The sequence below is a fragment of the Mesorhizobium sp. M0018 genome, from assembly GCF_040323955.1.
In the GTDB taxonomy this organism is placed as follows: Bacteria; Pseudomonadota; Alphaproteobacteria; order Rhizobiales; family Rhizobiaceae; genus Mesorhizobium.
This window is the reverse complement of the sequence record NZ_JAMYVL010000001.1, coordinates 100,903-124,363: the sequence shown is the minus strand read 5'-3', so window position 1 is coordinate 124,363 and position 23,461 is coordinate 100,903. Positions and strand designations below refer to the sequence as shown.

The window sequence follows — 23,461 nt, the reverse complement described above, 5'->3', positions numbered from 1 at the left end:
ATTGTTGGATCCGCTGCGCGACGTGACATGATCAGCTGTCGCTCAGCCGGATTTCATTCCAGCTTCCATGCCCGGCGGCAAGGATCTCGGGCCTTGCCTCGCCGGCCTCCTCCATCAGGGCAACGATGCGGCCTCGCAGCCATGCACGCGTCGCTGCGTGATCGGGCGAAGCTATGAGATTGATTAGTTCGTTTGGATCGGCATCGAGGTCGTAGAGTCTCGCCTCGACATAGAAATCGCTGCCGGAATCCCGCCAGCCGTCTTTTCCCGGTGCCTCGACCTCATATTTCCACCGTCTGGTGCGCAAGGCGCGGCCGACATGGTGCTCGCTGATTTGAATGAATATCTCGTCGCGCGGCGGCCGTTCGCCCTGCAGTGCGTCGAGCAGCGAGACGCCCTGCATCGAATTGGGCACTTTCAGGCCGGCCGCGGCGAGCAGGGTCGGCGCGAGATCGACGAGGCTGACCAGGCCTTCATATGTGCCGATGCGCTGGAAGCCGGGGCCGTGGAATAGCGTCGGCACGCGGATCGACGCCTCATGACAGGAACGCTTGTATTCGTTGTTGCGAGTCTTGAAGTGACATCCGTGGTCGGAGGTGAAGAGGATGATCGTGTCGTCAAGCCGGCCAAGGCTGTAGAGCGCCTCGATCAGCCGTCCAAACGCCTCGTCGAGGCGTGCGACCATGCCCAGATAGCCGGGGAAATGTTCCGCTGTCGTGCCGCCAAGTGCGGCGAGATCGCCGGGAATGGCGAGCTTCTTGCGGATCCTGTCCTCGTATCCGAGCGGGGCAGGGTAGTTGTCCGTCTGGTTCTGGTGATGCGGCTCGAGGAAGGACAGGAATAGAAAGAACGGCTCGTCTTCCCTCGATGCGACATAGCGGATTGCAGCGTCGGTTAGGGCATCGACGCGGTATCCCGGCAGCTTCACCGCCTTGCCGTCATTGTCGTGGACGACGGTGTCGAAGGGGCCGGAAGTGAACTCCAGGATGTTGGAGGCCAGCCAGTAGCGATAGCCGCCGCGTTGTTCCTGGGTGACCGGCTCGGCGGACCCCAGGTGCCACTTGCCGATGTAGGCGGTGTCATAACCTGCCGCGGTGAAATGATGCGCGAGCGTGCGCTCGCTCTTCGGCAGTGGGATGTCGTTGCGGTAGCAGCCGGTGATGGTCGGGTACCGCCCCGTCTGGAATACGGAGCGGGCGGGTCCGCAAACGGGCTGGCAGGTAAACGAATTCGCCACGAACGTGCCGGTCCCGGCGAGGCGGTCGAAATTTGGCGTAAGCTCGAGCGGATTGCCATGGACGCCAACGGTGTCCCAACGCTGCTGGTCGGTGAAGAAGACGATTACGTTCGGTCGGCGGGACGTCATAGGGTGCAATGGCTCCGAATGGTCATTTCATGCCTGCCAGCATCACGCTGCGGACGAAGTAGCGCTGCGTGAAGAGGAACAGCAGCAGGCTCGGGATGAAGAGAATGATCCCGCCCGTCGCCGTCAGGTTCCACTGGGTGAAGAATTCCTGGTTGAAAAGCGTCAGTCCCGTCGTGATCGGCCGCATTTCGGTGGTGTTGACGGCGACCAGCGGCCAGAGGAATTCGTTCCACTGGAACACGAAGGTGAGGAGGGCCAGCGTCGCCAGTGCCGGACGGACCTGCGGCAGCACGATGCGCCAGTAAAGGCCGAGTTCCGAGCAGCCGTCCATCCGTGCAGCGTCAAGCAACTCGTCGGGAATCGGACGGATGAACTGCCGCATCAGGAAGATTCCATAGGCGCTCATGGCGAATGGAAGGATAAGGCCCTGATAGGTGTTGAGCCATCCCATCCGCGCGGTGAGCACATAGAGCGGGATCATGCGGATGAAGAATGGGATCATCAGCGTAGACAGCACCGCGACAAACATGACGCGCTTACCGGCGAATTCCATCTTCGCGAAGACGTAGCCGATCAACGGATCGAAGATCAGATGGAGGAAGGTAATCCCGCCGGCGATGATGAAGCTGTTGAGCGTGAAACGCGCGAACGGCGCCTTCTGCCAGATGTCGATGTAATTCGTGAATTGCCACGTCTCGGGGATCAGAATCGGAATGCCGCTGAAGACGTCGGCATCGCTCTGCAGCGACAGCGAAAGCATGTAGAGGAACGGAAAGATCGACAGCGCCACGCAGAAGAGCAGCAGTAGGTAGGACGGGAGCGTTTTTGCCAATGTCATGCCAACCTCAATAGGTGGTTTCGCGGTTGAGCAGGCGGAACTGAACGAAGGTGATGGCCAGGATCAGCAGGAACATCAGGAAAGACAGCGCCGAGGCGTAGCCGATGTTGAGCTCGAAGAAGGCTGCCTCGAACACGTGCAGGCTGAAGAACCGCGTCGCGTCGGCCGGTCCGCCCTTGGTTATCAGGTAGGCCGGCGCCAGCTCCTGCAGTTGGCTGATCGTGCTGACGACCGCGATGAACAGCGTGGTCGGCGTCAACAACGGCCAGGTCAGATAGCGGAATTGCTGCGTCGGCGTGGCGCCGTCGATGGATGCGGCATCATAGAAGTCGGACGGGATCGACTGCAACGCGGAGAGGTAGATCAGCATGGCATAGCCGACATCCTTCCAGACCGTGATGGCGATGAGGGTCGGCAACGCGGTCGAGGTGTCGCCGAGCCAATTCTGGGTCGGCAGCCCAAGCTCGGCAAGGAAGCTGTTCAAGATGCCAGTGTAGGGATCGAGAATTGCCTGCCACATCAACGCGACGATCACGAAGGAGGTGATGTAGGGAAAGAAGATGATTGCGCGGATCAGAGTGCGCCCCGGGATCGGCCGGTTGAGCACGACCGCCAGTCCGAGGCCAATGGCGATGCTGGCCGCGGTGACGCCTATCGCGAAGGCCAGCGTCACGAAGAGCGACTGCCGAACGCGCGCGTCGCCGAGCGCAGCAACGTAGTTGTCCAGTCCGGCGAATCGGCTCTCGCCGATCAGCGGCTGGCCGCTGTACAGGCTCGCCCAAAACTCCAGTCCTATCGGATAGAAGAAATAGACCGAGAAATAGAGGATTGCTGGCGACAGCAGCAGGTAAGCGAGAAGCGTTTGTCTGGTGCGCCGGCTGAAGCGGGCAGCTCGCCGGGTCGGCATCGCGCCGACGCGAATGTCCGTATCGGCCGTATCGGTGCTGCCGCTGATAAACATCGGCCTAGTTGTTGGCCAGGATGACGTTGGCCTCGGCCGCGAATTTCGGCATGATCTCGGCTGCTGGCTTCTGATTGTAGATGATATCCTCGAGCGCACTTTGCAGAAGCTTCTCGATTCGCGCGTGCTTGCCGGTGAGGCGCAGCTCGGCGGTGACGTCTTGCGCGTAAGGCAGGCATTTGCTGAAGCTGCCGATGACCGGATCGGCCTGAACCTCGGCGTTTTCGGCCCAGGATTTGCGCGGCATCGTCATGCCCGCTTCCTTGGTAGCCGCTAGTTCCGTGTCGAGCGCGACGAGCCGCTTCAACAACTCCCAGGCCTCCTTCGGGTGCTTGGCGTCCTTAGGGATCATCACGCTGACGCCGCCCGCGAACGTCGCCTGCACCTTGTGCTTGAGTGATGGCGCAACCGCCCAGTTGAGCTTCGGGTTGCCCGAGCGGATCGGCTTCACGTCCCACGGACCGGTTATGATCATTGCGACCCGGTTGGCCGTGAACAGCTTTTGCGGACCCTCATAGTCAGCACCCGCCGCCGGCTTGGTCGCTGCTTTTTCCTTGTGGATCAGGTCGGCGAGGAACTGGATCGCTTCGATCGCCTCAGGACTGTCGAGATTGACCTTGTTTGTCTTGGGATCGTAATAGCTTACGCCGTTCTGCAGCAGCCACGACGAATAATATCCGATGCTCGGGTTGGGAGCGAAGCCGAAGCGGGCGCCGGTCGTCGTCGCCTTGGCAACCTTCAGGAACTCCTCCCAGGTCGCAGGCGGCGCGTCGAAGCCCGCCTGCTTCAGCATATCGACGTTGTAGACGAGGGTGGCGCAGGTGAGGTGGATCTGGATGCCATAGTACTGGCCGCCGAGTTTGTTGCGCTCCACGGAATAGGCTTGCCAGTCGTCGGGATAGCCGATCGCCTTGCCGTCTTGTTCGATGAAGTCGTTCAGCGGCCGCAGCAGATTCCGCTGGCCGAATTCCTGCACCCAGCCGCCGGGTTCGGCGACGAGATCGGGCGGGCTCTTCGCAGCAAAATCCGCCACCAGCTTGGTGCGCATATCCGGCCACTGGAATTTCTCCCACTGCACCGACCATCCGGGATGATCGGCCTCGAACTTTGCTATTGCGTCGGCATAAGCTTGATACGCGTGGCCGGCGTTCCAATAGAGCGTCAGGGTCTCGGCATGGGCTGCACTCGCGGTCGTCAGGGCCACGCCTAAAACCACACCGTGCAGGAACCCGACTGACTTGTAGCGGCGCATCTTGGTCTCCTCCAGGTTTGCCACCGCCTTCCTCACAATGGATGGCGACATATTATTCGATTAATATACCCGCTATACCGCCGTTTTTGTCAAGCTCCGACTGTAATGCAGTGCATAGTTCTGGCCGAACTCGGGCGGAGCTATCTACAGCGCGCGATGCCGAAGTTGCTGGTCTGGACGATCGCGGCCTAACCTGGAAAGATCGTGAAACCGCCATCGACGCGGATTACCTGCCCGTTGATGAAGCGCGCGCGCGGACCGGCGAGGAAGGCAACCGCTTCGGCGATCTCTTCAGGCTCCGCATACCGGTTCAGCGATTTCTTGCTCGAATCCATGCGCTGTGGATCGACCACGCGGCTCGCCTGGAACCGTGCGGTCTTGGTGGCGCCGGGGCTCACCGCATTGACGCGTACGCCATCGTCGATCAGTTCCTTGGCGAGGCAGCGCGTATAATGGACGACAGCCGCCTTGAGCGTCGAGTAGACCACCTCGGGCGAGCAGCCGATATGCGCTGCCGCCGAGGCGATGTTGATCACCGAGCCCGAGCCACGCTTGACCATCGGCGGAACGAACGCCTGGCAGACCAGCATCGTGCCGATGAGGTTGTTCTCGGTTAGAACCTTGATGTCTTCGTAGTCGATGTCCAGTGCGTTGTTGGGATTGGGCTTTACGCCCTTGGCGCCGATGTCGCCGCCGGCGCAGTTTACCAAGACGTGCACGTCGCCGAGCTCCGCCTCGATCTTCCTCTTCATTTCCGCGACAGCTTGCTTGTCGCCGATGTTGCCGGTGACCGCGGTGATGCGCGTCCCGTGCTTCTCCAAGCCCCTGGCAGAGTCGCCGAGGTCCGCGAATTCGCCATATTGAGATGGCCGGGCCCAATCGAGGTCGTGGACCGCGACGTTTGCGCCAAGTTCGGCCAAGCGGTCGGCCATCACGCGGCCGAGGCCGCGTCCCGAGCCGGTGACGAAGGCGGTCAGGCCGCTGAGTTCTCGGGCAGTCATGCTGATTTCTCCATTGCAATGAAATCGAATTTCATCATGTTGGCGGCGCTGCGCCGGATCATGTCGAGCTCGTACGAAACGAGCGCACCGTCATCATTGCGCTCCCATGGCGTGCGGTAGTCGGCGTCGTCCCCAAGGCGGTTCAGGCGCGCAGCACTCAGGCAGGCCGCGAATTCGCGGGCGGTCTTCGGCGCATATCCGTTCCACCAGTCGTCGGTGAGACAGCGAACGTGACGAGCCTCCAGCGCGCCGGGCTCAAGCACCGCCGTCAGCGTGTCGTGGTGCTCGCCAAGGATGGCTGCCAGTTCGGCGAAAGGCACGGCGCCGTCGCCGATCGCGCAGCGGACCAGACGGTAGCCCTCATCCGTGAACTGGACGCGATAGTCCTTGAGGTGAACGTGGCGGACATGGGGCGCGATCCGGCGCGTGAAGGCAAGCGGCGCCTCGCCGACAGGAAAGGTGTTGCCGGTGTCGTAGGTGATGCCGACACCCGGTCCGCCAAGTTCGCAGAACGCAACCAGTTCGTCGCTGCCGAAGTCCTGATGGTTCTCGATGCCGAGCACGCGTCCCTCGGCCGCCGCACGCGGCCCCCATTCCGTCAAGGCAGCGCGAATCGTTGCGTTGAACTCGCTCCATTTCGGACCCCACGCATTGCGGTCGCCGCACAGGACAGGCGTCAGTGCGATACGGATCGTCGTCGCCTCGAGCAGGCGCGCAGCCCGGAAGGCGGTGTCCAGCGGACCTGCCACCACCAGTCCGCCGCTCACCACCGGGACGATGTCCAGCGCGGCAAGACGCCTGCGCAGCGCGACGATTTCGGCGTCAGTCAAGTCGGTCAACCAGGGTTCGTAGATCTCGAGCGTGCGTGCGCCCAGTTCCTGCCCCAGCGTGATGAAGCCTTCCAGCCCCGCGCCGTGCGGATTGTGCCGCGGCGTGCCGCGGCCCTGCAGTCCGAGATGATAGGTCAGTCCGTAGGGGTTGAGGCCGAGACGAAGCATCAGCTTGGCGGTTCCAATGGAGAGCGGAGAGGCGTCACTAGCGCAGACCGGCATCGACGGTAATGGACTGTTTGGTGATCATGCGGCTGTCGTCGGCTGCCAGGAAGAGCACCGTGCGTGCAATCTCCTCGCCCAGCAGGACGCGGCGGATCAATTGCCGCTGCACCGTCTGTTCGACTGCCTCCTGCGTCTTGAACCACAGCTCGCGCTGCCGCTCGGTCATGACGGCGCCGGGTTCGATCGCATTGACGCGGATGTTATCCGGTCCGAACGACCGCGCCAACGCACGCGTCAGCGCCACCACGGCCCCCTTGGCGGTGGCATAGGCCACCATCTGGTCCGCTCCGAACCGCCAGGCAATGGAGGAGAAGTTTATGATCGAGCCGAAGCCGAGTTCCTTCATATGCGGATGCACTGCCTGCGCGGCGAAGAAGTGATGCCTCAGATTGACATCGAAGCTGCGGTCCCAATAGTCGGCCGTTATCGCGTCGACGGGATGGCGCTGATCATTGGCTGCGTTATTCACCAGGACGGCGACCGGACCAAGCCGCGCGCGCACGCCTGCTACCGACGCCTTTAGCGCATCGACGTCGGTCACATCGCAATGGAGATATAACGGAGCCTGCCCGGCGGCACCAGCGAGCTCGCGCACCAACGCCTCCGCTGGTTCGTCCTGCACATCGAGAAAGGCTATCCGGGCGCCGTTCGCCACGAAGGCGCGGACCATATCGGCGCCAATACCGGAGGCGCCGCCGGAGATCAGCACGACCCGATCGGTCAAGCTCGGATAAGTCGCGAATTGTACGGACATCAAACTACAGAAGCGCCTTGGTTGTTGGATCGAACAGACAGGCGCGTGACATGTCGATGCCGAGCGTTATCGTCTCGCCCATGACGGGAGCGTCATCCGGCTCGAAACGGCCGGTGATCTCCAGGTCACCCAGCCTGAGCACGGCAAGCGTCTCGGCCCCGGTAGGCTCGACCAATTCGACCGGCGCCTGCATGGACGCTACAGCAGGTTTGCGCGACTTCAGATCGGTCGTGAAACGGTAGATGTGTTCCGGCCGGATACCGAGCACGACGTCCTTTGGCGCGCCGGCGGGCATCGGCGCGGCAAGGGCGAGGCTGACGTCGCTGCCGTCAGCGGCGCGTACCGAGATGCTGGTCGAGCCCGTAAGCCGGGCGGGAATGAAATTCATCGCCGGCGATCCCATGAAACCGGCAACGAACATGTTGGTCGGCCGGTCGTAGATCCGTTTCGGCGTGTCGAACTGCTGTACCGAGCCCTGGTTCATCACCGCAATGCGGGATGCAAGCGTCATCGCCTCGACCTGATCGTGGGTGACATACACCGTGGTCTTGCCGACGCGATGGTGAAGCTTCTTGATTTCGGTACGCATGTCGACGCGCAGCTTGGCGTCGAGGTTGGACAAGGGCTCGTCGAACAGAAACAGCTTCGGGTCGCGCACGAGGGCACGCCCCATCGCAACGCGCTGCCGCTGGCCTCCCGAGAGCTGGCCGGGCTTGCGTTTAAGCAGCTGTTCGATCTGCAGGAGTGCGGTAACCCGCTGGACAGCTTCCGCCTGCGCCGCTTTTGGCACGCCGCGGCTCTCCATGCCGAAGGTGATGTTCTGGCGCACCGTCATGGTGGGATAGAGGGCGTATGACTGGAACACCATCGCAATATCGCGGTCCTTGGGTTGCACCGAGTTCACCAGCCGGTCGCCGATCCATATCTCGCCCGACGTGACGGTTTCCAGTCCGGCGATCATGGCGAGCAAGGTTGACTTGCCGCAACCCGACGGGCCGACAAGGGCGACGAATTCTCCGGTCTTAGCCTCGAGATCGATGCCGGCAAGAATCTCGAGCGAGCCGTAGCTCTTGTGAAGGTTGCGGATCATCAACGCGGACATGGGCGACGCCTCATTTTATGGCGCCCTGGGTGAGGCCGCGCACGAAGTATTTTCCACCAAACAGATAGATCAGCAGCGGAGGCAACGCGCCGATCAGCACGGCTGCGCTCATCACATCGTAAGCACGCGCGGTCGTGCCGCCGGCCGTGAGCGCGACCAGTGCCGCTGTGATCGGCTGCTGCTGGCCCGATGTGAAGACGACGCCGAACAGATACTCGTTCCAGATGCCGGTGAACTGCCAGATGACGGTGACGATCAGGATGGGCGGCGACAGGGGCAGGATGATCTTGCGGAAGATCCGCCAGAACCCGGCGCCGTCGATGCGTGCCGCCTTGATCAGGTCGTCCGGTATGCTGACGTAGAAATTGCGGCAGAACAGGGTGGTGAACGAGATGCCCTGGACGACGTGGATCAACACCAGCCCGTATGTGGAATTGGTCAGGCCGAGCTTGCCGAGCAGGAACGCCCACGGCATCAACGAAATCTGGCCGGGCATGAATACGCCGAGCAGCATCAGATTGAAGATCAGTTCGGAGCCCCTGAAGCGCCATTTGGAGAGGATGTAGCCGTTCATGGCGCCGAGAATGGTCGAGATGATGGTGGCGGGGATCGTCATGGCCAGGGAGTTGAAGAAATTGCGCTTCATTCCCTCGCAGGTACCGCTGACGCAGTAGGATCCCCAGGCCTGCGCCCACGCATCGAACCGGAAGCTGCGCGGTACGGAGATGAGGCCGTTGCGGGCAATCTCCGACTGCTCGCGCAATGAGTTGAAGATCACCACCAGTAGCGGCACGAGATAGACGACCGCGAAAAGCGTCAGCACGGCATAGACAAGGAAGCGGCTCCAGAAATGCCGGCGCGTGGCAGCGGCTTCTTCCGGATCAAAACGGGCATTAGGGCCAATTTCAGCCATTGCGGCCCTCCGCCCGCCGGCGCCAGACGATCCACAAGGAGTACGGCACCAGCACCACCGCGACCGCCGCGAGCATCATCATCGCCGCGGCGGCACCCTCACCGATTTGGCCGCGCTGGAACATCAGGTCGTAGACATAGATGGCTGGGAAGGTGGTGGACACACCTGGCCCGCCCCGCGTCAACGCCGCCACCAGGTCGAAGGTCTTGATGGCGAATTGTATCTGAATGACCGCCACCGCCAGGAATATCGGGGCGATGGTTGGCAGGATGACCCTCCGATAGGTCCGGAAAACCGACGCGCCGTCGATTTGCGCGGCCTTGACGAGATCCGGATCGACCGACCGCAGACCGGCCAGGAAAAGTGCCATTGCGAAGCCGGACGACTGCCAGATACCGGTTATGATCACCGCATAGATCGCAGTGTTGCGGTTGGCCGTCAGGGCGAAGCTGAAGTCGGTCCAGCCAAGCCCGCGAACGAAGGCCTGGATACCGTCGACAGGATTATAGAGCCAACTCCACACCGTACCGGTGACGATGAAGGACACCGCCAACGGATAGAGGAAGATGGTGCGCCAAACCGCCTCGCCGCGGACGCGCTGGTCGATCGCGATCGCGAGCAGCAGGCCAACGGCCATCGAGCCAACGATATAGAAGCCGCTGAACAGGAAGAGATTGGTATAGGCGATGTTCCAGCGCCGGTTTGCCCAGAGCGAAGCGTAATTGTCCAGGCCGACGAACCCATAGGTCGGCAACAGCGACGAATTGGACAGCGAGATGTAGAGCGTCCAGAGCGTGAAGACGAAAACATAGATGAAACTCGCCGCTATCGACGGCGCCAGCACCAGAATGGGCACCATCGTGCCCAGGCGCTCGCGCCACGGACGGGCCGCGGCAGCTGCGGCTGGTACAATCAGATCATGGGTGGACATCGGGCTGCTCCGGCGAGGTCTGGCCGGGAGCTTCGCCCCCGGCCATCATCGGCAGCGTCACTTCTGCGCTTCGGCCGCATCCGCCATCGCATTGGCCGCGTCCTGCGCACTCATATCCGGCGTTGCTACAAACTCCGTGATGCTATCCATTATTGCGCCGCGGACCTTTTGCGGAACCGTCATGTTGTGCGCCATCGAACGCACGAGCGTGCCGGCGGCGATCGAGGCTTGCAAATCCTTTTGCGAGAGTTGCTGGCAGGGATTGAAGCCGTTCGAAAGATCGACATCGAGGCGCGCCGGAATGGACCCTTTGGTCTGATTGAAAATGGTCTGGAATTCGGGCGACAGGATGATGCTGGCAAGCAGCTTCTGTCCCTCGATATAGTCCGGGTCCTTCTGCTTGAAGAACACGACCGAATCTGAATTCAGGATGAAGCCCGGCTTGCCCCAATCGGTCGGCGCCTGGGCGCAGACATAGTCGGTGCCCTCCTTGAAGCCGCCGGCCGTCAGCAGGCCGATCGTCCAGTCGCCCATGATGTGAAAGGCGGCCTCGCCGCGGCCGACCAGATGCGACATGGTATCCCAGTCACGCCCGTTCATGCCGGGGTCCATGTACTTCGAGGTCATGGTGCGGAACTGCTCGAAGGCCTTGACCATGCCGTCGCTGCGCATGGCGTCGACGTCGCCCTCGACGAAGGCTTTCTTGTAGAGATCGAGGTCCTGACCGTACACGACCACTTCGAAGACGGTCGAGTCGGTCCAGTCGGCGGTCGAGTGCGAAATGCAGATCTTGCCGCTGGCCACAATCTTGTCGCAGGCGGCATTGAATTCCGCCCATGTCTTCGGCATCTCGGTGACGCCCGCGTCCTTCATGACCTTCGGCGATGCCCACAGCCAGTTGATGCGGTGGATGTTCATCGGCGCGGCCACCCAATTCCCGGTCGGCTTCATCACCGGCAGCAATTCGGGAGCGACGACCTTCTCCCAATTTTCCGCTTTCGCCAGGTCGTCGAGATTGGCTGTCATGCCCGTCTCGTTCCATTCGGCGATCTCGGGGCCCTTTAGCTGCACAGCGGGAGGGGCGTTGCCGGCGATCACATCGGCACGCAGTTTGGCCAGGGTATTGGCCGTATGGCCCGCGATGGAGGTCTGCTGCCAGGTGCCACCCTTGGCGGTAAACATCTCGCCGAGCTTGGCGATAGCCTGGGCGTCCGATCCGGTGGCCCATTGATGCAAGAGGTTGGTCTTCGGCTCCGCGAGGGCTGTTCCGGTAATCAAGGTGAGGGCGGTAGCGGCCGCAAAGGCCGTCCTCAGGTATTTCATCGTTTCACTCCCATATATGATGCACGGTTCGTATCGACCGCTTGTGGCCCGCGATTTGAGGTCGTGGCCGGCGAGATGCAGTAATCTCCGTTCTTTCCAAGATGACATATCTGGGCTATCAGTCAACGTGCTTTGTGCCCATCATGAACAAACCTTCGCTTAGAAATTGGCTAATCGACAGGCCGTCCGCGTCGCCGGAGAGCCTGATCGTCCGATGCCTGCGCGAGCGCGGCGTGCTTTCTGCGTCGCAAATTACCCGCATTACCGGTTTGGCGCGGTCGACGGTTTCAACCGCGCTCAATGGCTTGAGAAAGTCGGGGATGGTAATCGAATCCCCGGCCCATCATGACGCGGCGAGGGGTATTGGCAGGCCTGCCACGACATTGACGCTCAATCCCGCTGCGGGCACCTGCGTCGGCATCCATCTGGGCCTCGACGAGATGCGGTGTGTCGTCGCTGACGTCTCGCATTCTTTCGTTGCCGAACAAACCATCCCCATGGGTCTGGACTACCAGCCGCAACAAGCGGCCCAGCTCGCCAAGTCAGTAATTGCCCGATGCTATGAAGAGAACGGTCTGCCGATGGCGGGGCTCCTGGGGGTTGGGGTCTCCGTCTCGGGCCCAGTCAGCCGCGAAGGAGTGGTGCTGCGCGCGAGTATCGTTCCGACCTGGGCCGGGGTCAACATCCGCGATGTGTTCGGGCCGGTCCTCGAACAGCCGATCTTCGCCGACAATGAGAGCAACTGCTCGGCCATTGCGGAGCTGATGTGGGGTGCGGCCGTCGGCCAGGACGACTTCGTGCTGTTCAAGGTCGATCTGGGCGTCGGCGGGGCCATTGTCCAGCACGGTCGGCTGGTGAGCGGCATCGCCGGCGGCGCCGGCGAATTCGGGCACATCAGCATCGATCCCGGCGGCGACCTTTGCCGGTGCGGTAATCGAGGATGCCTGGAGCTCTATGCCAGCTTTGCCCGACCGCTCGAGCAGATTTCGCGCATCGTGCGGCGGCCGGTCACGATGGACGACGTGATCATGATGGCCGAGCAGGGCGACGTGAGGGCGCTGCGGATGATCGAGGACACCGCCGAGTTCGCCGGCCGTGGCCTTGGCCTGATCGGTTCGGTTCTCAATCCGCCGCTCATCATCATCGGCGGCCGCATGGCCTTGGCGGGCGACATTCTCCTGGCGCCACTGATCGCATCATATGAACGCCACACGCTCATCAAGTCCCGCGATGTGGCGCCTGCGCTGCGCACGCGGATAATCGTTGGCAAGCACACGGAGAACGACGCATTGCTCGGCGCGGTCGGCCTCGTGCTGCGTCACAACAGCCGACTTCAGTGACCCGGCTTGCTTCGGGTGGCGCTCTGATTTTGCGAGCTGCTCGCCGAAGCAGCGGAACTGATGTTTGCCTACGCGACACGCACCGTGCGCTGTCTCGGCTTGATCGCGGTGGCGAGCAGCAGGCCGGCGATGATGAAGGCGGCGCCGGCGAGATCGTAGTCGTGCAAGCTTTCGCCAAGGACCAGATAAGCGAGAACGGCGACGAAGGCGGTCTGGAGATAGAGCAGCATGCTGGCGCGCCCCGCACCAAGCGTCTCGACGCTACGGTTGTAGAGATAGTACATCAGAGCACCGCCGGGGCCGGCAACATAGGCGAGAGCCAGAAGGCCGTTCGCATGCAGCGCCGAACGATCCCCGGAAAACAGTTCCCAGAGATAGAAGGGCAGTGCGGCCAGCGCGCCGGCTCCCAGCAGCAGGACCACCATCGGCAGAAGCTCGATAGCGAATTTGGCGCGACGCAGCAGCACGGTGTAGAGGCCCCAACAAAACGCGCTGCCGACGATCCACAACTCGCCGGAATTGAACTGCAGCTGCATCAGCGCGGCAAGGTCGCCGCGCGCCACGATCACCACCATCCCGGCCAGAGCGACCAGCGCTCCAAGCGCTTTCCAGACACCGAGGGGCTCGCCGAGCACGAAGCGGGCAAGCACCATGGTCATGATCGGCGACAGCGCCATGATGATGCCGGCGGTTGTCGCGTTGGTGTAGTTGAGGCCTGTGTAGATCATGCCCTGACACAAGGTTAGCCCGATAGTGCCGATGACCAGCACCTCGATCACCCGGGATTGGATCAGCACGAGCATTGCCCCGTGATGACGATGGACGATCGGCAGCAGGATCGCGCACGCGAGCGTCAGCCGCCAGAAGCAGAGCGCCCAAGGCGGCATCTCGGGGGCAACCCACTTGGCGGCGATATAGACGCCGGCCGACAGGAGCCAGCAGAGCGTCGCGAGGGAATAGGCGAGCGGAAGTGATGCGCCGGGTGTCGCCTTCGCTACACTTGGATGTGCTATCGGCAGCGATTGGATATCCGTCTCCTCCCACCGCAGACTTTAGCAGATTGGCAGCGTCTTGCTAAGCAGCAACAACAGCTGTTTCACCAGCTGGCGCAATCGGTGGGTCATTGTGGGTCCCGCCGTTCACGGTCTCCTTCCATTCGAACGCATGTTGGCCCATGAGCAACTCGATACCGAAAAGCGCAAGCCGTATCGATTTCGCGCGACACGAATGTGAGATTCATATCGCGCGACAGATATTCGCGCGGTTGCCACAATCTTCTCGCGCCATATTTCTACCGAGAGCAGATCTGTCGCGAATTCCTGGTTCCTAGGATCACGAGCGCCGCTGTTTCGAAGCAATTGGAAGAATAAGCCACTGACTTCCGTTTGCACAAAGAGCGCGACACAGATCCATGCGGAGGACGTCCGATGCATGCCGGCTTCCGAGGAAGCGTACTCGTAGCGGTGTTGGGCACCGTCATGGCAAGCTGCGCTGGGATTCCGGCGCAAAAAACCGGGGCAATAACCGGCTATGGCCCCAACCCCACTTTACCGAAACCAAGACCGACGCTGATCCCGACTGTTAACATCGCCGAGGCGAAAGGCTGGCAGAAAGAAGGTATGCCGACCCCGGCGAAGGGGCTGACGGTGAACGCCTTCGCCACCGGCCTCGACCATCCGCGCTGGCTACATGTGCTTCCGAACGGCGACGTGCTGGTTGCTGAAACCAATGCCCCTGCCAAGCATGATGAAGGCTTCAGTCTTAGAAAGGTCTTCATGGACCTGGCTATGAAGCGGGCTGGCGCCGCGACCAAAAGCGCCAACCGCATCACGCTCCTGCGCGACACCGATGGCGACGGCATTGCGGATGTGCGCACGACGTTCGCGGAAGGCCTCAATTCGCCCTTCGGCATGACGCTGTCCAAAGGCAAACTCTTTGTCGCGAATACCGACGCGCTCGTCGCTTTCCCCTACTCCAATGGCCAGACCCGAGTCAGCACGTCGCCGGAAAAGATCATCGACTTGCCGGCCGGGGACCTCAACCATCATTGGACCAAGGACGTGATCGCAACTCCGGATGGACGCAAGCTCTATGTCACCGTTGGTTCCAACAGCAACGTTGGAGAAAACGGCATAGCCGCCGAGAAGAACCGCGCCGCTGTCCTTCAAGTGGATCGGTCTACCCGCCGCATTCGGGTCTTCGCCTCGGGCCTGCGCAACCCGAACGGGCTCTCCTGGAATCCTGAGACTGGCCAGCTTTGGGTCGCCGTGAACGAGCGTGACGAGATCGGCGACGACCTTGTGCCGGATTACATGACCTCGGTTCGTGACGGCGCTTTCTACGGTTGGCCCTACAGCTACTACGGACAGAACGTCGACGAACGCGTCAAGCCGCAGCGCCCCGATCTCGTGGCGGCAGCGATCAAGCCCGATTACGCCCTGGGCTCTCATACCGCCTCGCTGGGACTGACCTTCTCCAAAGGCGCGCGGCTCGGTCCGGCCTACGGCAACGGCGCCTTCGTCGGCCAGCACGGCTCGTGGAATAGAAGCGTGCATAGCGGCTACAAGGTCATCTTCGTGCCGTTCCATGGTGGCAAACCGAGCGGTCCTCCGGAAGACGTGCTCACTGGCTTCATCGGGCGTAATGACGAGGCGATGGGCAGGCCGGTCGGCGTCGCTATCGATCAGACTGGCGCACTGCTCGTCGCCGACGACGTCGGTAATGTCATCTGGCGGGTCCGCCGGGCGAATGGCCGTTGAGCGCAGGTGGCCTTTCTGATTCCGATCTCACCAGCCTTCGGCTACAGCGCCACGCCCGATATGGCTGCATTCGGCGGAGGCGGATATCCTAAACACTTAGCTAGCAGCACGCCCGAAGATAGTCGTGTCAAACATGCTTGCGCCCGCCTGCCTCGCGGAACCAGCTGTCAGGATAGGGATACCACCAGCCCTGAATCTCCGGTCTGTGGTCGATGATGACCATCTTCGAGCGGCGGAATGCATCCAGACCCTGGCGGCCGAGCTCGCGGCCGAGGCCCGAAGCCTTCCAGCCCCCGAACGGCAACGCGTCATTGTCTATCAGCGGATTGTTGACCCAGACCATGCCGGCCTCGAGCCGCTCCGCGGCCTCATGCGCTTCGGCAAGATCGGTGGTGAAGACCGAGGCGCCGAGACCGAAGGGGCTGTCGTTGGCAAGCTCTATCGCCTCGTTGAAATCCTTGACCCGGCAGATTGCGGCGACCGGCCCGAAACACTCTTCGCGCACGATTGCCATATCGGCGGTGATGCCGGTCAGGATGGTCGGCTCGTAGAACCAGCCTACATTATGTGCCGGCGGAATGCGTCCGCCGGTGATCGCTTTGGCACCGCTGCGGATCGCACCGTCGACCAGCCGGATGACCTTCGCACGCGCGGCCTCGCTGACCAGCGGTCCGATCTCGGTTTTGTCGAGGCCGTTGCCGATACGCAGCGCGCGCGTTTTCTCGGCAAACAGATCGACGAAGCGGTCGTGAACGGCATCAACCACGAAGAACCGTTCGGCCGAAGTGCAGACCTGGCCAGTGAGATGGAAGGCAGCCGTGACGCTGCCGGCAGCCGCCACGTCCAGTGGGGCGTGTTGGCTGATGATCAGGGGATCGCTGCCGCCGGCCTCGATGACGCAAGGCTTCATGCGCTCTGCACATGCGACGGCGACAGCCTTGCCGGCGGCGACCGAACCGGTGAAAGCAACCGCATGCGTGCGGTCCGAGGCGATCAGCGCCTGCGCCGTTGCTGCTCCGCCTGGCATGCAGGAAACCAGGCCCTCCGGCAGGGAGCGAAACACGGTTATATAATCCAGCGTCGACAATGTTGTCGCTTCGGCGGGCTTGATCACGCAGGCATTGCCGGCGGCAAGCGAGGCGGCGACGGTCCAGCACATCAACAGGATCGGAAAATTGTAAGGCATGATGTGCACCGACGTGCCGTAGGGCTCGTAGCGGGCATACTGGAACGAACCGGCCTGCGTCGTGCCGGCGATCTTGCCGGCGTCGTCACGCGCCATTTCGGCGTAATAGCGGAAGATCGGCGCGCAATTGGCGATCTCGCCGATCGCCTCCGGATAGGGTTTGCCCATCTCGTGCACCATCAGCTCGGCGCAGCGCGTGAAGTCGGCCGCTTCGATGGCGTTCGCGACGGCGTGCAGATGCCGGGCACGGCTCTTGGCGTCGAGCTTTTTCCAGGCCGTTTGCGCCTTGGTCGCTGCGGTGAGCACGGCGTCGATCTCGCCGTTGCTGGCTGCGGTGATCGCGCCGACGGTTTCGAGCGTCGCCGGATCGATCACCGGTTTTGCCGCACCGGTCATTGGCCGATAATCCGGATTGACGAAGAAGGTCGGCCGGTCAGGTGAAAAGTCCATTCTGTCCTCCCGTGTGCACGGAAACTTTTTGAGAATTCACCCTGCCGAGACAGGCGGCGTGGTTTTCGAGAACCGAAGCGGAGCGGACATTAAAGTCCGTGAGCATCGGAAGCGGAGAAAACGGCGTCAGGTGTCCGGTAGGGTAGAATTATCGAGAAGGTTCAGCGGATCATGTAAACTTTCTTGATGGTCTCGTGGACGGTGCAGACGCCCTTCCAGTCCTGCGGAAAGAACGCTGCGGTGTCCGGTTCGATCTCGATCACCTCGCCGGATTCGTGGACATAGGTGCAGCGTCCCTCGAGGAAATGGCAGAACTCGTCGCGGGTGACGTGGCAGCGCCATTTGCCCGGCGTGCAGACCCACAGTCCGCATTCGGAGCGGCCCTCCGGCCCCTTGTGCAGCAGCTTGCCGGAAGTGCGGGATTCGCCCTCGATCAGGGTGGGGATGACGCCCCAGTCGACCAGGTCGGTGAGGGCGAGCGGCGATTTCATGATCGGTGTCGGCATGTCGGGAGCTCCAGTGGCCGGCTTTAGGCCAGCATGTAAACGTTGCGGATGGTCTCGTGGACGGTGCATTCGCCGGTCCAACCGGCCGGGAACATGACAACCGTGGCGGCGGATACCTCGATCACCTCGCCGTCGTCCGATCTGTAGGTCGCGCGGCCGGCAACGAAATGGCACAATTCGTCGCGCGGAATCGCCAGCCGCCAGCGACCGGGTGTGCAGACCCAGATGCCGGATTCCGGCTGGTTGTTCGGCCCCTTGTGCACCAGCCTGCCGGTGGAGTGCGAAGCGCCTTCCAGCGCGTCGGGCTGGGTGCCCCAGTCGACGAGGTCGGTGCGGGTCGAGGCTTGCTGGAGGTGTGGGGCTGAGATCACAGTAATTTCTCCAGCAAAGCAGCCGCTTTCTCCGGGCCGTTCTGCGACTGCATCTGGGCCGACGTCTTGGCCAGCTTGGCCTTGATTGCCGGGTCGGTCAGGCAGGTTTCGATCCTGGCGATGAGCTCGGCGTCGCTCCAGTCGTAGCGCGGCATGCCGAAGCCGTGGCCGGTCTCCTCGACCCGCGTCGCATTGTCGTGGCCGTCCCAGACGTAGGGCATGATGATCGCCGGCTTGCCGAAATACAGGCACTCGGTGAACGAGTTGTTGCCGCCATGATGGATCACCGCATCGACCTGCGGGATGACCGAGGGCTGCGGGAACCAGCTCTCGACGATGACGTTTTCGGGCACTTGCGCGTACTGCTCCTTGTAGCCGCCGACATTGACCAGCGCCCGGTAGCGCGTCTTGCCCAACGTTGCGACGATGCGCTTCAGCAGATCGACATCGCCGGCGCCAAGGCTGCCGAAGGAAACATAGAGCAGCGGCCCGTCATTATTCTTCGCAAAAACCGGCACGGTGTAGGGCTTCTCCTGCCGCACGCAGCCTTCCAGATATTGGAATTTTGCCGGGTCGAGCGGATAGCGGCGCATGAACTTCGCCGCCTCGGGATAAAGCAGCAGATTGAGGTACGGCGAGGCCTCGAAAAACTGGCCGATCGGATACGGCGCTTCGTTGTTCGCTTTCAAAAACGCATTGAAGTTGTCATGGATCGGCTTGATGACGGCGTTGAAATGGTCGCGGTAACGCCGATGGCAGGCGTGGTCGTTCTCGCCGCAGCCGGACAGATGTGGCGGGATGTCCTCGTCCTCGATCTCGTTTTCCGAGCAGGAGATGACGCGCACCCAGGGCTTGCCATACTGCTTGATTGCCGGGAACAGGATGACGTTGTCGACGCAGATGACATCAGGCTTGATCGTCGCAAGCACGCCAGGCAGATCCTTCTCAGCCCATTTGGCGCTGTCGACGATCGCCGTCCAGCAATCCTTCACGTAATTGTCGACCTGGTCGTAGGGCGATTTGCGGAAGTTCGGGATGTGGCCGTTGATGAAGTCTTCCCAGAACTTGGCCATCTGTTCCGGCGGCATCGGCTCGGACAGGTTCACCGGATGAGCCTCGAAGCCATAGCCCTTGTAGACGTCGACGAAACCGGGGTCCGACAGGAACACCGCTCTGTGGCCGCGCGCCTCGATCGCCTGGGCTATGCCGACGGAATTGAGCGCGGGGCCATAGGCGGCCTCCGGAAAGAACGCGATCGTCTTCTGCGTCATGAGAGGTTCTCCTTCGATCAATCCGCGAAAATTCTGACGTCAGCCGCATCCCAGCCGAGCTCGACTGTATCGCCCGACGAGACCGGGCGGCGGTCGGCGGCGTCGGCGGTGACGCGCACCAGGAACGGCTTTGGCGACAGGGCGGTGCGGACGTGCAGCTGCAGATCGAGTCCCTGATAGGCCAGCGCCTCGACCGCGCCGAAGATACGGTTGGCCGTTTCTGCCGATGGGAACAGCCGGATGCGTTCGGGCCGCACTGAAGCTAGCGCCGCAGCGCCGGGCGAAATTGTTGCGGGAACATCGCCGGCGATCCGCACGCCGTTGCTTGCCAGCACGCCGTCGCCGGCGGCTTTGCCCGGTACGAAATTCATGACGCCGATGAAGTCGGCGACGAAACGGTCCCCCGGGTGCTCGTAGACCGCATGGGGTGTATCGCATTGCAGCAGCTTGCCGTCCCTGAGCACTGCCATACGGTCGGCCATGACGAGCGATTCCTCCTGATCATGGGTGACGATGACGAAGGTGATGCCGACCTCGTGCTGCAGCCGCTTCAGCTCCAGTTGCATGGCCCCGCGCAATTTCTTGTCGAGTGCACCAAGCGGTTCGTCGAGCAGAAGCAGCCGTGGTCGCTTGACCAGCGCTCGGGCAAGCGCGACGCGCTGCTTCTGCCCGCCAGACAATTGCTCCGGCTTGCGGTCGGCGAAGGCAACGAGTTCGGTCGTCGCCAAAATGGCGTCGACACGGGAGCGGATTTCCTTTGCAGGCAAGCGTTCCATTTCGAGGCCGTAGGAAACATTCGCCCTGACGCTCATATGCGGAAACAGCGCATAGGACTGGAACATCAGATTGACCGGCCGCTTATTGGGCGGGGTCCTGGCGATGTCACGGCCGTCGAGCAGGATGCGCCCGTCATTGGGCGTCTCAAAGCCGGCCAACATGCGCAGCAGCGTTGTCTTGCCGCAGCCCGAAGGTCCAAGCAAGGCGAAGAACTCGTTCTCGCGGATATCCAGCGAAACGCCGTCGACCGCCGTCACCCGGCCGAACTTCTTCGACACGTTGTCGATCGCCAGCAGCGTGCGGGGCTCGTTCATTGGCCGATCACCCCACGGTTGAGCCGCTGCGACAGGGTCAGCGCGGTGATTGAGACCGCCATGACGATAGTCGCCAAGGCATTGATCTCCGGCGTGATGCCGAAGCGAATCATCGAATAGATCTGCATCGGCAGCGTGGTCGAGGCGCGGCCGGCGCCGGCGGTGAAGAAGGCGATGATGAATTCGTCGACCGAAAGGGTGAAGGCGAGCAGCGCGCCGGCGACGACGGCAGGCAGGATCACCGGCAACATCACCCGCCGAAATGTGGTGAGCGCGGAAGCACCGAGATCGGCAGAGGCCTCGACGATCGACCAGTCGAAGCTTTTCAGCCGCGCGCGCACCACGGAGCAGACGAAGGCGAGATTGAAGACGACATGGGCGAGGATGATGGTGTGCAGGCCCAAGGTGAGATCAAGCATCGAGAAGAAGCTGAGCAGCGCGATCGCCAGCACGATGTCGGGAATGATCATCGGCGCAAAGATCAGCGCCTCGAGACCTTTGCCGTATTGCCGGCGTATTTCGACGCCGATCGCCAGCAGCGTGCCGAGCAGCGTGGCGATGGCGGTCGAGACAAGCGCCACGATCAATGTGTTGAGCGCGGCAGAAAGGATTGCGGCGTTTCCGATTAGCGAGACATACCATTTCAGCGAAAAGCCCGACCAGACGGTCGGCAGCCCGCCTTGGTTGAACGACAGCGCCACCAGCACGGCGATCGGGATGTAGAGGAAGGCCAGGACCAGTGAAAGCACGAGCCAGAGCGCGCGCCTCGTGGCGAGGGAGCGCTCACCCATCGGCGCCTCCTCTCGCTTCGGCGGCACGGCCCGAGGCGCGATCAGCAGCCAGGGCCTGCGCCGTCAGCACCAGCAGCATGATGGCGATCAGCACCATTGCCAGTGCCGCACCGAAGGGCCAGTCATTGGCGGTCAGGAACTGCTCGTAGACGACATTGCCGATCATCTGGAAGCGCCCACCGCCGAGCAGAGCAGGGGTCACGAAATTGCCGATCGACAGCACGAAGACGAAAACAGCGCCGGCGGCGATACCCGGCACGGTCAGTGGCAGGATGACCCGGCGAAATGTGGTCACGGCCGACGCGCCGAGATCGCGCGAGGCCTCTGCGAGCTCCGGATTGAGCCGCGACAGCGGCGCGTAGCAGGCCAGGATGACGAAGGGCAGATAGTTGTAGACCAGACCGGCGATGACGGCGCCTTCGGTATAAAGCATCGACGGCGGCTCGCCGGTGTAGCCGAACCAGCGCAGCAGTTGTGTGATCAGCCCTTCGCGGTTGAGCAGCACGATCCAGGCATAGGTACGGATCAGGTAGTTGGACCAGAAGGGCAAGACGGCAAAGAACAGAAACACCGGCTGCAGTTGCCGGGGTGCTGCCGCGATCGCATAGGCGGCGGCATAGCCGATCACCACCGCGACCAGGGTTGCCGTGCCGGCAATGCGCGCCGAATTGAGGAAGATGCCGGCATAGAGCGGGTCGAACACCAGCCCGAAATTCTCCAGCGTGAAAGTGTAATCGATGCCGCCATAGATGCCGCGCCGGAAGAAGGCGAGCGCCAGCACCAGCGCGCATGGCACGACCATCAAGGCGGTGAGCCAGGCCAGCGCCGGCGTCATCAGCAAGAATGAGCGAAGTCTTGTTTGGGACAAGATTGCGGTACCGCATTCAACGGTCGGCGGCGAAACCCCGCCGTCGACCGGGATCTCTGATTTTGATGTCGGTTATTGCGCGGCCTTGATTTCGCTGACGATCTTCGAGTAGTCGCGTTGGGCATCGCCGACATCGCGCAACTGCTCGAACTTGACCAACTCTGCCACCGGCATGCTCATATTGGGAAATTTGGCGAGAAAATCCGCCGGCAGGCTTTCCATAGCCGGCTTGTTCGGTACCTTGTAGTCGATGTTCTGGGCCGCCCAGGCGTGGTTCTTGGCGTCCAGCATGAAGTTGATGAACTGGAAGGCGGCGTCCTTGTTGGCCGATGCCTTCATCACGACCATCGTATCGACCCAGAGATCCGAGCCTTCTTTCGGTATGGTGTATTTAATTTGTGGATTCTCGGCGATCCCGTAATTGCACCAGCCATCCCAGGCCTGAACCATCAGCGCCTCGCCCGAGACCAGCTTTGAATAAAAGGTCGTGTCGTCATAGGCCAGCAAGGTCTTCTTGGCCGAGATCAGCAGGTCCTTGACTTCGCCGAGCTTTGCCGGATCGGTCTCGTTCACCGAATAGCCCTTGGCGAGTTGGCCGGCGGCAAGCAGCCAGCGGTCGGTCGCCAGCATCGTCGTCTTGCCCTTGAGCGCATCGGACGGGGCGAGAAGGTCGTTCCAGCTGACCGGCTCCGCCTTCACCAGATCCGAACGGTAGCAAAGGCCGGTGGTGCCCCAAGTGTAGGGCACGGAAAAATTGTTGCCGGCGTCGTGCGGCAGCTTCGCCGCCTCGGGATAGAGATTAGCGAGGTTAGGGATCTTGGCATGGTCGATCGCCTCGATCAGGCCGAGCTTGTTCAACACTTCGGCGAAGGGCGAGGAGACGAAGACCACGTCATAGCCCTTGCCGCCGGACGCGACGAGCTTGCCCATGATCTCCTCGTTAGTGGCGTGAACCACGACTTCACCGGAGACACCGGTCGCCGCCTTGAAAGCTTTCATGGCATCCGGCGCCATGTAGCCGTCCCAGTTGGAGATAACGAGGTCGGAGGCAGCCGCCGGCGCTGACAGCGCCAGGCCAAGGCCAAGTGCGATCAAGGACTTCCTTAACGGACGGTGCCGCAGGTGGGTGGTGGTCATGACAGACTCCCATTCTGGTTGATCATCGAACTAGTCGTCGGACCAGCGCCTGCAGCCGTAGCCGCTTTGATCCTGTTCCCCGGTCTTTTTATTGCCGATTGATCTCACAGTACTATTGCAGAAAAAAGTACGTCAATCCATAATTTGTCAAACTACGGTGAATCCCGGCCGATCGCATCCGCAAGGGCAATCGGC

Annotated in this window: 22 protein-coding genes; 2 read left to right on the top strand and 20 right to left on the bottom strand. The window is 61.9% G+C overall.

Annotation, left to right across the window (positions count from 1 at the left end):
• Positions 1 to 31 precede the first annotated feature (31 nt).
• The 11 genes from NKJ81_RS00620 to NKJ81_RS00570 all read right to left on the bottom strand — a co-directional run bounded on the left by NKJ81_RS00620 (position 32) and on the right by NKJ81_RS00570 (position 11,496).
• On the bottom strand, positions 32 to 1,366 hold the full coding sequence (locus NKJ81_RS00620) for a sulfatase family protein (RefSeq protein WP_352539304.1): 1,335 nt from the start codon (positions 1,364 to 1,366) through the stop codon (positions 32 to 34).
• A 22-nt stretch (positions 1,367 to 1,388) separates the two neighbouring features.
• Positions 1,389 to 2,204, bottom strand: a complete 816-nt coding sequence (locus tag NKJ81_RS00615; protein ID WP_352539303.1) for a carbohydrate ABC transporter permease — start codon at positions 2,202 to 2,204, stop codon at positions 1,389 to 1,391.
• A 7-nt stretch (positions 2,205 to 2,211) separates the two neighbouring features.
• Positions 2,212 to 3,165 (bottom strand): carbohydrate ABC transporter permease, encoded by a 954-nt coding sequence (locus tag NKJ81_RS00610; RefSeq protein WP_023675501.1) that lies wholly within the window; start codon positions 3,163 to 3,165, stop codon positions 2,212 to 2,214.
• Between the two features lie 4 nt (positions 3,166 to 3,169).
• Positions 3,170 to 4,417, bottom strand: coding sequence for an ABC transporter substrate-binding protein (locus NKJ81_RS00605; RefSeq protein ID WP_352539302.1), 1,248 nt, complete (start codon positions 4,415 to 4,417; stop codon positions 3,170 to 3,172).
• Between the two features lie 188 nt (positions 4,418 to 4,605).
• Complete coding sequence (locus NKJ81_RS00600) at positions 4,606 to 5,418, bottom strand: SDR family NAD(P)-dependent oxidoreductase (protein WP_352448128.1); 813 nt, start codon at positions 5,416 to 5,418, stop codon at positions 4,606 to 4,608.
• A complete protein-coding gene (locus NKJ81_RS00595) occupies positions 5,415 to 6,416 on the bottom strand; it encodes a sugar phosphate isomerase/epimerase family protein (protein WP_352539301.1) in 1,002 nt (333 codons plus the stop codon). Before NKJ81_RS00595 ends, NKJ81_RS00600 begins: the two co-directional genes overlap by 4 nt.
• A gap of 37 nt (positions 6,417 to 6,453) precedes the next feature.
• Positions 6,454 to 7,227 carry an SDR family NAD(P)-dependent oxidoreductase gene (locus NKJ81_RS00590; protein WP_352539300.1) on the bottom strand — a complete coding sequence of 258 codons (774 nt, stop codon included), beginning with the start codon at positions 7,225 to 7,227 and terminating at the stop codon, positions 6,454 to 6,456.
• Positions 7,228 to 7,231: 4 nt separating this feature from the next.
• The gene (locus NKJ81_RS00585; RefSeq protein WP_352448125.1) at positions 7,232 to 8,329 is read right to left on the bottom strand and encodes an ABC transporter ATP-binding protein; all 1,098 of its coding nucleotides are present in this window, start codon (positions 8,327 to 8,329) and stop codon (positions 7,232 to 7,234) included.
• A gap of 10 nt (positions 8,330 to 8,339) precedes the next feature.
• Complete coding sequence (locus NKJ81_RS00580; protein ID WP_352539299.1) at positions 8,340 to 9,242, bottom strand: carbohydrate ABC transporter permease; 903 nt, start codon at positions 9,240 to 9,242, stop codon at positions 8,340 to 8,342.
• Positions 9,235 to 10,173, bottom strand: a complete 939-nt coding sequence (locus tag NKJ81_RS00575; protein ID WP_352466746.1) for a carbohydrate ABC transporter permease — start codon at positions 10,171 to 10,173, stop codon at positions 9,235 to 9,237. The genes NKJ81_RS00580 and NKJ81_RS00575 overlap by 8 nt, the downstream gene beginning before the upstream one ends.
• Before the next feature lie 57 nt (positions 10,174 to 10,230).
• Positions 10,231 to 11,496, bottom strand: coding sequence for an ABC transporter substrate-binding protein (locus tag NKJ81_RS00570; protein WP_352539298.1), 1,266 nt, complete (start codon positions 11,494 to 11,496; stop codon positions 10,231 to 10,233).
• A 143-nt stretch (positions 11,497 to 11,639) separates the two neighbouring features.
• On the opposite strand from NKJ81_RS00570, the gene NKJ81_RS00565 reads away from it, so the two are divergent.
• On the top strand, positions 11,640 to 12,836 hold the full coding sequence (locus NKJ81_RS00565; RefSeq protein WP_352539296.1) for an ROK family transcriptional regulator: 1,197 nt from the start codon (positions 11,640 to 11,642) through the stop codon (positions 12,834 to 12,836).
• Positions 12,837 to 12,904: 68 nt separating this feature from the next.
• Here NKJ81_RS00565 and NKJ81_RS00560 read toward each other — a convergent pair whose 3' ends face one another.
• Entirely contained in the window at positions 12,905 to 13,864 is a 960-nt protein-coding gene (locus tag NKJ81_RS00560; protein ID WP_352539483.1) for a DMT family transporter, read from the bottom strand.
• Positions 13,865 to 14,263: 399 nt separating this feature from the next.
• On the opposite strand from NKJ81_RS00560, the gene NKJ81_RS00555 reads away from it, so the two are divergent.
• The gene (locus NKJ81_RS00555; protein WP_352539295.1) at positions 14,264 to 15,595 is read left to right on the top strand and encodes a PQQ-dependent sugar dehydrogenase; all 1,332 of its coding nucleotides are present in this window, start codon (positions 14,264 to 14,266) and stop codon (positions 15,593 to 15,595) included.
• Between the two features lie 127 nt (positions 15,596 to 15,722).
• Here NKJ81_RS00555 and NKJ81_RS00550 read toward each other — a convergent pair whose 3' ends face one another.
• From NKJ81_RS00550 to NKJ81_RS00515, 8 genes are all read right to left on the bottom strand, one after another.
• A complete protein-coding gene (locus NKJ81_RS00550; RefSeq protein WP_352539294.1) occupies positions 15,723 to 17,231 on the bottom strand; it encodes an aldehyde dehydrogenase family protein in 1,509 nt (502 codons plus the stop codon).
• Positions 17,232 to 17,392: 161 nt separating this feature from the next.
• Positions 17,393 to 17,737, bottom strand: a complete 345-nt coding sequence (locus NKJ81_RS00545; protein ID WP_352452935.1) for a cupin domain-containing protein — start codon at positions 17,735 to 17,737, stop codon at positions 17,393 to 17,395.
• A gap of 23 nt (positions 17,738 to 17,760) precedes the next feature.
• Entirely contained in the window at positions 17,761 to 18,108 is a 348-nt protein-coding gene (locus tag NKJ81_RS00540) for a cupin domain-containing protein (RefSeq protein WP_352539293.1), read from the bottom strand.
• A complete protein-coding gene (locus NKJ81_RS00535; protein WP_352539292.1) occupies positions 18,105 to 19,379 on the bottom strand; it encodes a glycosyltransferase in 1,275 nt (424 codons plus the stop codon). The genes NKJ81_RS00540 and NKJ81_RS00535 overlap by 4 nt, the downstream gene beginning before the upstream one ends.
• Before the next feature lie 17 nt (positions 19,380 to 19,396).
• The gene (locus NKJ81_RS00530) at positions 19,397 to 20,470 is read right to left on the bottom strand and encodes an ABC transporter ATP-binding protein (protein WP_352539291.1); all 1,074 of its coding nucleotides are present in this window, start codon (positions 20,468 to 20,470) and stop codon (positions 19,397 to 19,399) included.
• Positions 20,467 to 21,261, bottom strand: coding sequence for an ABC transporter permease (locus NKJ81_RS00525; RefSeq protein ID WP_352539290.1), 795 nt, complete (start codon positions 21,259 to 21,261; stop codon positions 20,467 to 20,469). Before NKJ81_RS00525 ends, NKJ81_RS00530 begins: the two co-directional genes overlap by 4 nt.
• A complete protein-coding gene (locus tag NKJ81_RS00520; RefSeq protein ID WP_352539482.1) occupies positions 21,254 to 22,096 on the bottom strand; it encodes an ABC transporter permease in 843 nt (280 codons plus the stop codon). The genes NKJ81_RS00525 and NKJ81_RS00520 overlap by 8 nt, the downstream gene beginning before the upstream one ends.
• A 105-nt stretch (positions 22,097 to 22,201) precedes the next feature.
• On the bottom strand, positions 22,202 to 23,266 hold the full coding sequence (locus tag NKJ81_RS00515) for a polyamine ABC transporter substrate-binding protein (protein ID WP_352539289.1): 1,065 nt from the start codon (positions 23,264 to 23,266) through the stop codon (positions 22,202 to 22,204).
• Positions 23,267 to 23,461 lie beyond the last annotated feature (195 nt).

What these genes read in the sequence shown, in the direction of transcription:
- NKJ81_RS00620 (WP_352539304.1), bottom strand. Translation starts at nt 1,366, where the DNA reads ATGACGTCCCGCCGACCGAACGTAATCGTCTTCTTCACCGACCAGCAG.
- NKJ81_RS00615 (WP_352539303.1), bottom strand. Translation starts at nt 2,204, where the DNA reads ATGACATTGGCAAAAACGCTCCCGTCCTACCTACTGCTGCTCTTCTGC.
- NKJ81_RS00610 (WP_023675501.1), bottom strand. Translation starts at nt 3,165, where the DNA reads ATGTTTATCAGCGGCAGCACCGATACGGCCGATACGGACATTCGCGTC.
- NKJ81_RS00605 (WP_352539302.1), bottom strand. Translation starts at nt 4,417, where the DNA reads ATGCGCCGCTACAAGTCAGTCGGGTTCCTGCACGGTGTGGTTTTAGGC.
- NKJ81_RS00600 (WP_352448128.1), bottom strand. Translation starts at nt 5,418, where the DNA reads ATGACTGCCCGAGAACTCAGCGGCCTGACCGCCTTCGTCACCGGCTCG.
- NKJ81_RS00595 (WP_352539301.1), bottom strand. Translation starts at nt 6,416, where the DNA reads ATGCTTCGTCTCGGCCTCAACCCCTACGGACTGACCTATCATCTCGGA.
- NKJ81_RS00590 (WP_352539300.1), bottom strand. Translation starts at nt 7,227, where the DNA reads ATGTCCGTACAATTCGCGACTTATCCGAGCTTGACCGATCGGGTCGTG.
- NKJ81_RS00585 (WP_352448125.1), bottom strand. Translation starts at nt 8,329, where the DNA reads ATGTCCGCGTTGATGATCCGCAACCTTCACAAGAGCTACGGCTCGCTC.
- NKJ81_RS00580 (WP_352539299.1), bottom strand. Translation starts at nt 9,242, where the DNA reads ATGGCTGAAATTGGCCCTAATGCCCGTTTTGATCCGGAAGAAGCCGCT.
- NKJ81_RS00575 (WP_352466746.1), bottom strand. Translation starts at nt 10,173, where the DNA reads ATGTCCACCCATGATCTGATTGTACCAGCCGCAGCTGCCGCGGCCCGT.
- NKJ81_RS00570 (WP_352539298.1), bottom strand. Translation starts at nt 11,496, where the DNA reads ATGAAATACCTGAGGACGGCCTTTGCGGCCGCTACCGCCCTCACCTTG.
- NKJ81_RS00565 (WP_352539296.1), top strand. Translation starts at nt 11,640, where the DNA reads ATGAACAAACCTTCGCTTAGAAATTGGCTAATCGACAGGCCGTCCGCG.
- NKJ81_RS00555 (WP_352539295.1), top strand. Translation starts at nt 14,264, where the DNA reads ATGCATGCCGGCTTCCGAGGAAGCGTACTCGTAGCGGTGTTGGGCACC.
- NKJ81_RS00550 (WP_352539294.1), bottom strand. Translation starts at nt 17,231, where the DNA reads ATGGACTTTTCACCTGACCGGCCGACCTTCTTCGTCAATCCGGATTAT.
- NKJ81_RS00545 (WP_352452935.1), bottom strand. Translation starts at nt 17,737, where the DNA reads ATGCCGACACCGATCATGAAATCGCCGCTCGCCCTCACCGACCTGGTC.
- NKJ81_RS00535 (WP_352539292.1), bottom strand. Translation starts at nt 19,379, where the DNA reads ATGACGCAGAAGACGATCGCGTTCTTTCCGGAGGCCGCCTATGGCCCC.
- NKJ81_RS00530 (WP_352539291.1), bottom strand. Translation starts at nt 20,470, where the DNA reads ATGAACGAGCCCCGCACGCTGCTGGCGATCGACAACGTGTCGAAGAAG.
- NKJ81_RS00525 (WP_352539290.1), bottom strand. Translation starts at nt 21,261, where the DNA reads ATGGGTGAGCGCTCCCTCGCCACGAGGCGCGCGCTCTGGCTCGTGCTT.
- NKJ81_RS00520 (WP_352539482.1), bottom strand. Translation starts at nt 22,096, where the DNA reads ATGACGCCGGCGCTGGCCTGGCTCACCGCCTTGATGGTCGTGCCATGC.
- NKJ81_RS00515 (WP_352539289.1), bottom strand. Translation starts at nt 23,266, where the DNA reads ATGACCACCACCCACCTGCGGCACCGTCCGTTAAGGAAGTCCTTGATC.